Annotated in this window: 10 protein-coding genes; 4 read left to right on the top strand and 6 right to left on the bottom strand. The window is 35.1% G+C overall.

The annotated features are described in order from the left end of the window. The first annotated feature begins 85 nt into the window (after positions 1 to 85). From G9C87_RS19780 to G9C87_RS19765, 4 genes are all read left to right on the top strand, one after another. Positions 86 to 2,740, top strand: coding sequence for a 4-alpha-glucanotransferase (locus G9C87_RS19780; protein WP_172284371.1), 2,655 nt, complete (start codon positions 86 to 88; stop codon positions 2,738 to 2,740). A 139-nt stretch (positions 2,741 to 2,879) separates the two neighbouring features. Next, on the top strand, positions 2,880 to 3,833 hold the full coding sequence (locus G9C87_RS19775) for a hypothetical protein (protein WP_172284369.1): 954 nt from the start codon (positions 2,880 to 2,882) through the stop codon (positions 3,831 to 3,833). A gap of 184 nt (positions 3,834 to 4,017) precedes the next feature. Next, positions 4,018 to 4,464 carry a hypothetical protein gene (locus tag G9C87_RS19770; protein WP_172284367.1) on the top strand — a complete coding sequence of 149 codons (447 nt, stop codon included), beginning with the start codon at positions 4,018 to 4,020 and terminating at the stop codon, positions 4,462 to 4,464. Positions 4,465 to 4,589: 125 nt separating this feature from the next. Beyond that, on the top strand, positions 4,590 to 5,099 hold the full coding sequence (locus tag G9C87_RS19765; protein ID WP_172284366.1) for a ferritin: 510 nt from the start codon (positions 4,590 to 4,592) through the stop codon (positions 5,097 to 5,099). Between the two features lie 76 nt (positions 5,100 to 5,175). On the opposite strand, the gene G9C87_RS19760 is transcribed toward G9C87_RS19765, so the two are convergent. The 6 genes from G9C87_RS19760 to G9C87_RS19735 form a co-directional block, all read right to left on the bottom strand. Next, the gene (locus G9C87_RS19760; RefSeq protein WP_172284364.1) at positions 5,176 to 5,646 is read right to left on the bottom strand and encodes a hypothetical protein; all 471 of its coding nucleotides are present in this window, start codon (positions 5,644 to 5,646) and stop codon (positions 5,176 to 5,178) included. Between the two features lie 60 nt (positions 5,647 to 5,706). After that, positions 5,707 to 6,354: an XAC2610-related protein gene (locus G9C87_RS19755; RefSeq protein WP_172284362.1), complete on the bottom strand. Its 648-nt coding sequence runs from the start codon at positions 6,352 to 6,354 to the stop codon at positions 5,707 to 5,709. Between the two features lie 2 nt (positions 6,355 to 6,356). After that, complete coding sequence (locus G9C87_RS19750) at positions 6,357 to 6,974, bottom strand: hypothetical protein (protein WP_172284360.1); 618 nt, start codon at positions 6,972 to 6,974, stop codon at positions 6,357 to 6,359. 5 nt (positions 6,975 to 6,979) lie between these two features. Continuing rightward, positions 6,980 to 11,041, bottom strand: a complete 4,062-nt coding sequence (locus G9C87_RS19745) for a PAAR-like protein (RefSeq protein WP_228457059.1) — start codon at positions 11,039 to 11,041, stop codon at positions 6,980 to 6,982. A 4-nt stretch (positions 11,042 to 11,045) separates the two neighbouring features. Beyond that, positions 11,046 to 11,849 carry a hypothetical protein gene (locus G9C87_RS19740; RefSeq protein WP_172284358.1) on the bottom strand — a complete coding sequence of 268 codons (804 nt, stop codon included), beginning with the start codon at positions 11,847 to 11,849 and terminating at the stop codon, positions 11,046 to 11,048. Between the two features lie 450 nt (positions 11,850 to 12,299). Next, the gene (locus tag G9C87_RS19735; protein ID WP_172284356.1) at positions 12,300 to 13,481 is read right to left on the bottom strand and encodes a hypothetical protein; all 1,182 of its coding nucleotides are present in this window, start codon (positions 13,479 to 13,481) and stop codon (positions 12,300 to 12,302) included. Between the last annotated feature and the right edge of the window lie 18 nt (positions 13,482 to 13,499).

The following is a 13,499-nucleotide window of genomic DNA, read 5'->3' as shown; positions in this document are numbered from 1 at the left end:
ACTGAAAAGGTTTTTTTAATGAATATTTGATCTTGAATAAGTTTTGTTTTTCGAGATTATAGTGTATTTTTATAAAAAAATAGAGATGAAATTATACTTTAATGTAGGATACAGCGCGCAAATTGGAGAAGGATTACAGTTGGTGATCAAAGAAGAAGGAGCTGCATCTAAAGTTCATAAAATGTTCTACACAGAAAACGGTTTATGGAAATGTGAGGTAGATTATTTCTCAAAATCTATTTCTTATAAATATCAACATATCAATGAAAGAGGGAATGTCCTGAGGGAAGAGTTTGTATCCCATCATTTGAATTTTCCCCATAATTATAAAGAATTTTTAATCTTTGATGAGTGGAATAATAAGAACTTTCCTGAAAACTATCTCAACAATAAAATTCTTTATAATAAACTTAATCACTTTGTTCCGGAGAAAATTACGGTTCTCAAGAAGCATACTCATTTATTCAGGATTGAAGCTCCTATTTATAACCCGGACTGGCAGGTCGTTCTTTTTGGGAACACTGAATCTTTAGGTAGCTGGGATTATGAAAGGGTAATTCATTTATCCCAAACTGACTTTGGAGTTTGGGAAGCAACAGTGGAAATTCCTGAAAATGAATTTATACAGTATAAATATTGTATTTACGATAAAAGTTTACAGAAAGTTGTAGACGTAGAAACTGGTGAGAATAGATTTACGGTTCCTAATCTTCAGCCTGATGTTTTACAGGTCCTTGCCAACCATTATTTTAAATTTAAAGCTTATCAGATGTACCATGATGCAGGAGTTGCAGTTCCTGTATTCTCTTTGAGGAGTGAAGATGGGTTTGGTGTAGGGGAATTTGCTGATATGAAAAAGTTAGCCGAATGGGCACAAAAGACTGATCTTGGTATTATTCAGATTCTTCCTATTAATGACACTACAGCTAATTATTCCTGGACGGATTCCTATCCTTATGCCGCTGTTTCTGTTTATGCTTTACACCCACAATATATTTCACTGGAAAATCTTGATTATGCTTTACCTGATGATTTAGTTGAAGAATATCAGTCAGAAAAAAAAGAATTGAATGCTTTAGAATTGATTGATTATGAAAAAGTAATTGCCGGCAAATGGAAATTTCTGAAAGCTGTTTTTAGCTTGCAGAAGACCAAGATTTATAAAGACAGAAATTTCAAAAAGTTTATAAAAGATAATGAAAGCTGGCTGATTCCTTATTGTGCGTTTTGTGTATTGAGGGATAAATATAAAACGCCCAACTTTAATAACTGGAAAACACACAAAAAATATATTGCCGGAAAAATTGCCCCATTTTTTTCTGCAAAAAGTAAAGATTATGATGATTCGATGCTTCATGCCTGGGTTCAGTATCAGCTTCATAAGCAACTGAAGGAAACTATAGATCATATTCATAGTTTGGGTGTTTCGGTAAAAGGAGATCTGCCTATTGGTATTTACAGGTATTCTGTAGAAGCCTGGGCTGAACCAGAACTGTTTGGAATGGATTTCCAGGCTGGGGCACCACCTGACCAGTTTACTGAACTGGGACAAAACTGGGAATTTCCAACCTATAACTGGGAAGCCATGAAGAAAGATGATTATCGATGGTGGAAGAACAGGTTTAAAGCTTTGGAGCAGTATTTCGATGCCATGAGAATAGATCATATTTTAGGCTTTTTCAGAATATGGAGAATGCCCATATCCGCCACTCAGGGTATACTCGGATATTTTTATCCAGCTGTTCCTATAGTAGCTGAGGAATTTAAAGCTCTGAACATTCCTTTTAATTTTGAGCGGTATTGTAAGCCTTTTATTAATGACCATATTTTATGGAAGTATTTTGCAGACGAGAGTAGTAAGGTTCTGGAGTTTGTAAATAAGAATGCCGATGGAACTTACTCATTTAAAAAAGAGTTTGATACACAAAGGAAATTATCGGACTATTTCAAAAAAAATAAGGAGAATTCTTTTTTGGAAGAAAGGCTTCTTTCTCTTTGCGCAAATGTTTTGTTTGTGACAGAAGAGAGAAATGGGAAAACTGTGTATCATCCAAGATTCAATGTATACAATACGGATTCTTATTTTTATTTGTCTGATTGGGAGAAGAATTCGATCTATAATTTGTATCACGACTATTTTTTCAGAAGGCAAGACCACCTTTGGTACGAAAAGGCCATGGAAAAATTACCTATGATACTTAACGCAACAAAAATGTTGATCTGTGGGGAAGATTTAGGAATGGTTCCGGCTTGTGTGCCTGTAGTGATGGATGAGCTCGGTATCATAGCTCTAAAAGTCCAGCGTATGCCTTCGGATGATATTCCATTTTATAATCCCAAAATTGCAAATTATATGAATGTGGTTACGGCATCATCACATGATAGCTCAACTTTACGGCAATGGTGGAAGGAGGATCCGGATTTAACTCAAAAATATTTTAATAATCAGCTGATACAATATGGAAAGGCTCCAAAAGATCTTAATGCTTATTTGGCGGAAATCATTATGAAGCAGCATTTGTACAATGATGCTATGCTGGCGGTTTTTCCTCTTCAGGAATATTTAGCGACTGATGAAGAGCTTGTAAACCCTGAAATGGATAATGAAAGAATTAATGATCCAGCTGTTTTCCCTCATTACTGGCGTTACCGCATGCATTTGAACCTCGAAAGCTTAATGGACAAAACTGCATTTAATGAAAAAATCAGTCACTGGGTAAAAGATAGTGGTCGGAAGTAAGATTTAACAATTGATTATCAATTAATTAATGATATTTTAAAAGAAGTTGAATGAAAAGATTTAACTTCTTTTTTTTATTCGTATCAAAGAGATAGAATAGAGATATTCTACTATATATTAACCAATTAACGCTATTGAGATGAAAAATATACTTTTAGGATTTGCACTGGGTTTGGCGACTTTGTCGTTCGGCCAGCAGTATCCAAATAACGGATGGGATGATGATGGGTATGATAATAATAACGGATACTACAGCAACCAGGACGATCAGAATTATTTCCCTGACGATTACTATTACAACTATCCTCAGGACTATTATCCTAATGATTATTACCAAAGCTACTACAATGATTACAGGAACAGTATCATCAATGTAAACTGGAATGTATTCTTTGCTCAAAACAGATTAAACCGGTGGCAGATTGATCAGATCTTATATCTGAATAATCTTTACTCCAGTTTTTCAAGCTGGAATAACTTCTACAGGTACAATCCGGACAGATGGTATTATGATAGATTTTATGCAATGCAAAGAATTTTAGGACCAAGGGTTTTTGTTGTTTTCCAAAACAATTACTATCACGGTTCAAGTCCTATTGTTTACTTTCAAAACTACAGAAGAAGCTATTATGTTCCAAGATATGCTGTGATGCCACGTTACAGAAATATAAACATCAATGTTTATAGAGTAGATAGGGCAAGATTCCGAAGAATGGATAATCCTACTCTTAAAGTTGTTTCCACTAGAAACTATTCTGGCTTTAGAGATAATGACAACAGAAATCAGGGAAACAATGGATTCAGAAGCCAGGGAGGTTTCAGGAATCAGGATAACAACGTTAGAAATAACAGCGGATTCAGAAGTGATAATAATATAAACAGAGAAAGATCCGGAAACAGTGGATTCCGTACAAACCGAAATCAGGATGCCGTAAGGGACAATGGACCGAGAAGAGAAAACAATAATGGTTTCCGGAACGGAGGAGGAGAAGGATTCAGACAACAAAGAACTGAAAACTCCGGTTTTAGAAAGCAAAATAATGGAAACGACAACAGAGGTTCCGGATTCAGACAAAAACTGGCAAATAATTAATTTTCATATATTATATTTAAGTGGTGTGAAGGGCAGGTTTTTATAATCTGTCCTTTTTTAATGTTATGTTTTTATTTTATGATTTTTATACTTTAAATTAACATTTTTTATGAATATTTTCATTTAACTTCTGTTTTGTTTGAGTATCAAAAAGATGTATAACAATTAATTAAAGATATAAAAAATGAAAAAATTAATTTTAGCAATAGCTTTTATCGGAATGGGAAGCTTTGCAATAGCTCAACAAACAACTCCTCAGGATCAGCAGGCAAAAAAGGCTGAAATGCAGCAAAAAATGCAACAAAGAGAACAGGAGCGCCTGGATCAGATGCAGAAAGATCTTAATCTAAACCAGAATCAGGTTGCTCAGATTAAAGACCTTCAGGCTAAGAGAAAAGCGGAAATGATGGCTGATTTCGAAAAGAATAAAGGAGAGAGACAAGCGAAGATGGAGGAAATGAAAGCTAAAAGAGCACAAATGGATGCGGACATGAAAAAGATATTAACTCCAGAGCAGTATGATAAATGGCAGGCTGATAGAAAAGCTAAAATGGAAAAAAGAAGGGCAGAAATGAAAGACAGAAAAATGATGGTTAAGCCGATGCCTGCGGGTACTGCAAATACAAATTGATAGTTTATAATTGTGTTTTTTTAATGTGTTGAGGACGGAAGTAATTCCGTCCTTTTTACATTAATTTTCATTAATTTTTTTGAAATCGGGCTTTAATTCCGTAATTTTGAATATAATCTTTTATTATGGTAAGCGAAAAAATTGCAAAATTAATCAACGAACAAATAGCCCACGAACAATATGCCGCACAATATTACCTTTCAATGTCTGCTTGGTTTTCAAGTAAGGATCTTGACGGGATTGCCAATTATTTCAGGGTTCAGAGTAAGGAAGAATTAATGCATGCAGATAAGATGTTTGATTATTTAAATGATGTAGGAGGAGAAATCATTATCGGAGAAATTCCAAAACCACCTCATGAGTTTGATAATGCAACAGATATTTTTGAAAAAGCACTTGAACACGAAAAAATAGTAACTAAAAGTATTTTCAATATTGTAAAGAATGCAAATGATGAGGGAGATTTTGCAACAACTTCTTTTTTACAGTGGTTTATTAATGAGCAGGTAGAGGAAGAGGCAAGCGCATCTCAATTGGTTACTAAAATCAAAATGGTTTGTGATAATCCTTCGGCATTGTATCTTTTTGATCAGGAATTAGCTCAAAGAGTTTTTGTTCCTGCTGCAGATGCATAAGACTTAATAGCTTTAAGATATAAAAGAGTGAACCTTATCCAGGTTCACTCTTTTTATTTTTTACGATATGATGTTTCTATTTTGATACTTTTAAAAAGATTTGTTGATGGTCTTGATTAATATCGATGGTTGGAAATTTTTTATCATAATCAATAACGATATCTCCTTTATCTTCAACTCCGTTTCCATCGGAATCCCAATTAATCGTAACGTAATACTTTACCGGATCTCCTTTCTTTACTTCCGGTTTAATTAGACTTTCGGGGTTGTTAGGTACAGGAAGTTCAATGGTAAAAGGAATTTTTTCCTGTGAATATTCTTTCTCTGCGATTAAGGTTGCCGGTACATCAGCCATATTAGCAGGTACCCCATACAAATTAACTTTAAGCTTTGCATTTTTGGGAATTACATTGTCTGTACCTGTAAACTCGATTTTTACATTTTTTCCCTGAGAAGCTTTATCTGTTGCTATTGCTTCTTTTTTGGGAGCATTGCAACTTACCAGCAATAGGGCGCCCAGACTCATTAAGGTTATAAATTGTTTCATCTTAAATTTGTTTTAGAAACTAAATTTATGAAAAAAAACCACAAGTAGGGATATATTTTATTAACGTTTCATATCCTGCTCTTTTGAAGACAGAATATTCCACTTGTTTTCCTTTAGCTGAAAAATGGTAGTATTTATTTTACAGCAACCTAATGGCGCAATGGTTGTCAAAGTTTTATTGTTACTATCTATAATTTTTGGAAAGGCTCCTTCGTTTAAAGGAAATTCTTTATTCATTTTAAATGTGCCATCATTTTTATCCTGGAAATAGTAAGAGTATGCAGGTCCACCATTGCCTCCGGAATCATACAGAATGGCAAAATCTTCAAGCTGGTCAAAATTAAAATCAGCAATGATAAAATCATGATAATTTTCGATTCCTTCTTTTATTTTTTCTCCGGATAAGAAATAATTAATTCTGTTTAAACTCAAAGAATCTTCAACGACAGGCCACGTCCCTGGTGTATACATGATTTCCTGAAAACCCTTATTATTTTTAAAGATGTTAATTTTTAATTGAACAGGCCTGTTTTCGTCATCTTTAGCAGCAACACTAACCTTAAAATCAAAATTTTCATTTTTAGATGTTTTGACTTCTTTTTTTTCTGTTGTAGGGTTTCCTGAGCCTTGTCCTTTTTCAGGGGTAGGCTTACTGCAATTTATAAAGAAAATGGAAGTTAATATAATACTTAATAGGGTTGTTTTCATTTTTACATTAAAAGGTTTAAGTATATTTTTAATTGATCATTACTGCGCCATTCGATCCAAAATATTTGGTTATTTCTGGTTATGTTTTTAACCTGTAACCAGGTGCCCTGGATTTTCAGTACTTCGATTTCATCATCAGATTTCCAGTTTTTTATATCTAGTATTTTGCCATTAATTGCTTCACGCGGAGGATTTTTTTTAGGATCCTTCGTTTCAATACTAGTTATCTGATCCTCCAAAAAATCCTTCCAGCTATAAAATAAATAGTTTTCTGAAGGTTTTATATAGGCATAATTATTTTTGGATGTTACCACCTTGTAAAACTTATCATTTTTTTCTACACAGCTGAAGAAAAGAATACCATAATCTGCCTTATTAAGAAGAGGAATAATATCTTTTCCTGGTTGTGCTTTTTTTATTTTAATATGAGATAAGGATTTATCAGTATACAGAACAATATCCTTATCCGTTTTTACTAATTGTACCAGACCTATCCCAATAGTTTGTATTAAATCATCATTCTGATAATTTAGCTCTCTTTTCTCCTGGCTTTTAAAATTATTAAAAAATAATAAAACAAACGCTATGAGTGTATAAAGGGAAAAATTTGTTTTCATCATATTTGTTATCTTAATCCTAAATGGAAATGATCCTGGTGAACTGAAGTCGCCTTACCGGTAGTATGCTTGATATCTTTTTTATAAGCATAGTTTTTATTAAAGCCCCATTTGGTTCCCACCAGGAGTATATTTTCCAAAACTTCAATAAATTTCTCTTCTGTTTTATAGGCTTCTTTTGCATCACTCCATAAAGTTTGGCCACCGTTTGAACTACCCGGATATCGTATATCGATGTCATTTCCTGCTTCATTATGTCCGGAGTGCCCTATATTTCGTCCATCATTTGCAGATATATCATTGAAATACAAGGTTTCAGAAAAATTATTTTTAGGTAATGAATAAAAGAATCCTAATAATGCTGCACATACATCTTCCGCAACCCAGTTATCACCTCCTCTGTCTCTCGTTCCGAATCTACCCCAATTAGGTCCTGTCTCTGGAAAAGGTAATAGGTTATGCTCATTTTTCTCCAGAGTAATTGTTTTCACTAATTGGTTATTGTCATAGATATCATATTGGTATTTTTTAGATGTATCGCATTTCATAACCTTAGGGCAAGTGTATTTATCTACATCAATTTTGTATTTATTAATATCTCCTGCCACTGCTTTCACTTCGTCACAACACTTCTCGCCAAATTCTTTGAGAAATCCTTTTTTCAGATGTAAATGATTGGTTGGCCCTTTTAATTCTTCCTGATAGAATTGCTCATATTTTTTCAAAACATGATCAAGTGCTTCTTCTCTTTGACCATATCCTGCCCCCGGTAAACTTGCCCACTCAGTTCTACACTTACTGATGGCTCCTTTGATATCGTCTTTTTTAATTAAATCTAATGCTTTTTTCTTTTCTTTAATCAGGTATACACAATATTTATCCTGGCTTTCAGGTGAAAAATCTGTGATACCATGATTGGTTCTCCATGTTGCAAAACCGTTATCCTGCCAATTCTTTTTTGTAATCTGGTAGGCTCCGGCGGCTGAAGAATAGTCATTTATTTGATCTATCCAGACCATTACTTTAGGGTGGTCACTGAAATCTTTTCCATGGTCTTTTAATGTACTTCCTCCTACAATTCTTGAATAACCTCCTTCATCCTGTGTACCTTCACCCACCCGTAGCATTCTCATGAATGCTCTTACTTTTGCTTCACATTCACATACTCCATCTTCATTTTTTCCTGTTGATAAGGATTCTCTTCCAACTTTTACCGCAGCTTTGTTTTCTACCATATTAGGAAGGCTGGCAGTCGCATATAAGATAGCCATATCGGAATGATCAAGATACACTGCCCTTTCCTTGGCTTCTTTTCCTTCTCCTTCTGTTACCTTAATAATGGCGGAAATTTTAAAATAATTTTTAGGCTTTCCTAATTTCGTAGGATCAACTTTTAATATAAGCTCACCTTTTTTATTGATTTTGCCTGTTTGTGTATTGAAAAAAGTCTCTTTAGAAAATTTTTCTTTTACGTCTTTCCAGTCTTTCCATTGTCTAGGACTCCATGCTATTCCGAAATATATGTCTGATTTTGTAATAAAATGCACCTCAACATTTTTGTCTACCATATTAATGGCGTAAATTTTAAAATAGAGCGGAGTGGTGATGGGGGAGTTGTATCTTTTCTCAGTGTCTGATGCATCACAAAAATAAGCATCCACGATTTTGGGAACATCAGAAACTATAAGAGAAGAGGCGAGTGCCTTATCTGCATTCTGAATGATGAGCGAAGGGTTTGTGGATTTCATTTTAAAGAACAATTCTCCTTTTTTAGTTACTCCCTTGCTTTCTATTTTCTGTTTTATAGAGTCATCTAACGTGAAAGGCCAGTAAACCGCTGTAGCAGTTTCATTTAAAGTTCCTGTCTTCTCAAAAATAATATTACTTCCCGTGCTGTCATTATCGTATACTTCCAGCTTTACTTCCTCACCTTGTAATCCCTCATATCTTACATAAGCAGATATATCCTGGCCGTAGCCGGCCTCTTTTATAATATTCCCGCTGCTTCCGTCATTATCCATCCATTTTGCAGTATCCGCAATTACTTTGGGCTGAATAACATCCAAAGATAAAGGCTTTTCACAATTTCTACCTCCCATACTGCAATTGATAGTATATTTTCCGGGAACTAAAAACTTATATGAAAATTTTTCACCTGTGCCTCCTGCCGTAACCGGACCTGTGATCTTCCAGATAATAGGTCCGTCTTTTGAAACATCGTAGTCTTTAATAAGCATTTTGCTTATTTCAAATAAAATATTGACTCCAACTTTTGGTTTTTTATCATATTTTATTTCGGTGACCACATTATTTTTTACTTCGAAACGCCAGTCGTCATCTTCGTCTTTTGCTCGTTTTCCCGTAGCGTTGGCAACTTTGCTATAGGCTTCCACAACATATTTTCCAGGCGCCATAAGCAGATTGCCAGGTATTGTAATGCTTTTACCTGTGCCCTGTAATATTCCGTTTAAATTCCACTTGATCTCCGAAGACTCATCTGAAGTAAGGTCATAAAGAGGATTGTTTCCGAAGTTATATTTCATTTTCGAAACACTGAATGACATGGCGGTTCCCGGTCTTACTACTTCGGCACCATGGCTTATTCCGATTACAGCATTACCCTCAGTTTCTCCGGACATTTGTTTTTCTATAACGTTTCCTGTATCATTTATATACCGGGCTATAATAGTATATTTTGCCTGGGTATTTTGAGGAGTAAACGTCAATGTATCTCCATCTTGAACAGCATCCGTAACAACATTTCCGCTTCCATCAAGTAAAGATAATGTAAGTCTTGATTTTTCTTCTTCAGTGAGATCAGGAATAAAAAATTTAGCTTTAAAGACAGAAGGAACACCCCGTCTGAATTTTCTGTTTTTAGAAGGATCAATCCTTGTCGAAAAATCTCCTGATGTACACTCTATATCGAGCAGAGTGTTTTCTACCACTTCAATATCGATTGAGCATGAAGGGTCACATTTGTCATATTTTCCTTTTTCAAAATCAGGACTTTTAGGCTTCCCATATCCTTCTACTCTGAATTTGCCTGTTTCTGCAAAGCTCTGTGAAAACTCAGTTCCGATTTGTTCTTTGAGAAGAATCCTGTCTTCTTTTTTACCCTGATGATTCTTGTAAATCATCCAGGAGGTAAGCTGCTTGTTTCCGCTCTTCAGGTTGGCTTTGAAATCAGTTTCTTCATTTTTTCGAAGATAAATGATATCTTTTTTACCTTTTGAATCGATTTCTTTAAAATCTTTTCTGTTTTCTATTTTTGTAAGCGTTATAGAAGTAACTACAGGATATTCCTCTTTTTTCTTAGGCTGTGCTACTGCAGGATTTACCATGGCAAGCTCTAAGGGATTGGTATTATCTGCATGTGCGTTACTTACAGAATCGGTCTGTCCATGTTTGTCTATGGTTATTTTGCCCCCAACCATACATTGCAATTCGGATATTTCTGTAAGAGTATTTTTGCCCATTACCTGTGTGCTTTCATAGGTTTTGCTCCATTTGGGTGCTGGAGCCAGAGCGCAAGGCAGGTTGCCTCCGGCAGAGGGCTTAAGGGTACATTTTCCGAATGTTGCTACCGGTGGATTGAAGGTTTTGTCCTCTTCCGTAGCAGCCAGCTTACTGCTATCGTCATTAAGAACAATTATTTTATGAGTCGTTACTTGAAGGTCAGCGGTTTGTTTTGGATTTTCAGCTTTATCACAAACACATTTTGCATTATGTACGACAAAGTATTTTCCATCGTGATCACTTTTAGCAGCGTTCTCTTCTTTTTTCTGCTCTTCTTCCTTCTTTTTTTCCTCCCCTTGTTTTTGTTCGGCATTTTTTTGTTCTTCAGCAGGGTCGGGTGGAGGAGTTTCTCCGTTCATCTCATATATTTCCTCTTTTGACGGAGTCAGGAGATTAAACCCCGGATAGGGAACATTCGGAACCTTTGGGTCAGCGCCTGCATTTTGATCATGGTATTGTTTGAGCTTAGTCCAGTCTTTGATACCCAATTTTTTGGCTATATCCTGTAACGTCTCACCGCTCTGTACCTTATATGGGATGGAAGCTGCCATATCGTTATTTTGTTTGTATGGTTATAATGTGTTGGTAATAGAATTTATCTTCTACTTCTATACAGACATCGGTTTCGGCTGATTCAATTCTTGCTGTTTTACCCGTGTAGCTGATATTATGTTTAAAATCTGCATAGAGAGGGACGTTTTCTTTCTCAAAATCAACGGCATATTCATGTTGATGAATATATCTGATAACGTCATTCATAATTTCCTGGGCATTATCTATTTTAGGTTCAAAGAATAGGATATTTTTTTCCTTTTCATAGAAAGTTTCTCCCTTCCATTGTGATGTCCCGATCGGAAGTACCTTCCAGGAAGTGTCATATTGCTTTTTATTGTTGAATTTTTGCATACTGGCTTCAGCAACTTTCATGAAATGGAGCTCTCGGATAAATTGCATAAGTTTTTCTTCAGTTTCTGTAGCATTGAAAAAATGATTCCGGATATGATTTGTGCCTTCTCCACTATAAACAGATCGTATTTCTGAGTCCGTTTTTTGTATGCGTTTTTTTATCTGATTTATATTGTGGATGCTAAGTTTGTAGTTTTCTATTTTACAGTGAATAGGAAATAATGCTTCCATATAACTGTTTGATATTTCAAGGAACTTCGTATCTATTTTTTTATTATTTACTTTAAGATTCGTCCTGCTGATAGATACATCATAATCTTCATCCTCTTTGGTTTCTACGTATAATGTATAAGACAGTAAGGCTTCATGTTCCTCTCTTCCTATTTTCACGGTACATTTATCCTGTAAAAAATAAGTGGATGTTGGGAATATGTCAGCTTTAGAAGGTATCATTGCGTTCTTATAAATGTGGTTAGAAAAACATTCCTATTGATGTTAGTGATTAAGAGCTTTTATGGCCTGAGCATTGTTAATGGTATATAACGCAAAAACTGAAATAATACTTAAAATATATAATACAAACAGTATCAATAATTTCATTGTTTTTTTGTTGCCCTTTTCCTTTCGTAAACTCAATATCTGAATTAAAAAGAGGATAGGATAAATAAAAGCCATAGCTATAAAAAAGACGAAAAGATAAGTCATTAGTAAAGAAAACACGGCCTGGAGGTTTGAAGTGTCAAAGCTTCTGTTGAAATAGGTATGTGCTGGTTTATCCCAGTAATAAATAAATGTAAGGATAGCAAATGCCACAAATATGACTACCTGAATATTGAAAATTGTTTTCCAGTTTTTTATTATAAAATTATTTATCATAATCCGTTCGTTAGTTATATCATTGAGTTATTTTCCTGCTACATACCCGAAATATCCGTCTTCAAAAGGATCAAAAGATACAGTCCATACCTTACTGATATCCCCCCATGTAAACAGGGTCAATATCACTTTTTCATTTTTTTCATCTAATGTAACTCCTTTAAGTCCTACCCAGTGGTTAGGAATCGTAAATGTACCTTTGCTGTTATTCTGAAAATTACCCGCAGTAATAAGGAGGCCAATACTATAGCCGCTGGTGAGAAGCCCGGACAATTCATTTGCCGAATTTTTTGCACTTGCCCATTTACTTGTCACAAGGTTGGTCTCATTTTTCACATCAGTGTAAGAAAGAATGTTCTTCATCATGCTTGCCACTTCGTGAGGAAGTGTGAGTCCAGTACCTCCTTCTACAAAACCGCCTGCACTTGTACCGTCGGGATCGTAATCAAAAACACTATTCAAATAGTCCTTAATTGTGAATAAAAATATAAAGTCAGCATAAGACATTTTTCCACCATTGCTGTTATTCGGATAGCTGGCATCGGAATCTTTCACTTTGATAAGGTGCTCATCCTTATCCATTTTAATTTTATATTGAGTAGACGGAACTATAGCTTCACCCGTACGGTGCATGTCTAAAATTATTTTTTCGTAATCAGAGGGTTTCTGGATAGCCAGAAAGTGCCCGATCAGTGCAATAGCACACATTGAGCTTTGTCCCTGATCTATATCTTTTCCGGTATTCATCCTTTGCTGGATTTCCGATTTTAATGTTTTGCGGTCAAAAAACCGGAATCTGTTGTGTTTGAAAAGGGTTAATTTTCCTTCATTATCTACATCGTTGATATATGCTTTGATCTCCAGATTATTTCCACATCCGTTGGCATCATTAAATGTTATACTGATTTCTTCACCAGTATTGGGACCTTCCAAAGCATTTTTGTAGAATTTACCTGTTTCAGTATCTGTATAGCTAACCGCCCACCGAATCATACTAGGATCCTTTGGTGCATCGTTGGTATATGTTTCTACTTTGAATGTATAGGTCTTTCCGTATACAAGCCCTGACTTTTCCTTGATCGTTTTACTTCCGTCGTTTAAAGAACCATCATCCAGGTCAGAAATCAGCTTAATACTTTTGACTTGCGTTGCCTCAATCCCTTTTCTGGGAATGTTGGTCTTTTCATCAAATACTACACCTGCGCCCATGGTTGCTTCTAGTTTTTG

Origin of the sequence: Chryseobacterium sp. LAM-KRS1, from assembly GCF_013184525.1 — a bacterium.
Taxonomy (GTDB): domain Bacteria; phylum Bacteroidota; class Bacteroidia; order Flavobacteriales; family Weeksellaceae; genus Chryseobacterium; species Chryseobacterium proteolyticum.
Note: the sequence above shows the minus strand (reverse complement) of the source record. Positions and strands in the feature narration are given on the sequence as shown.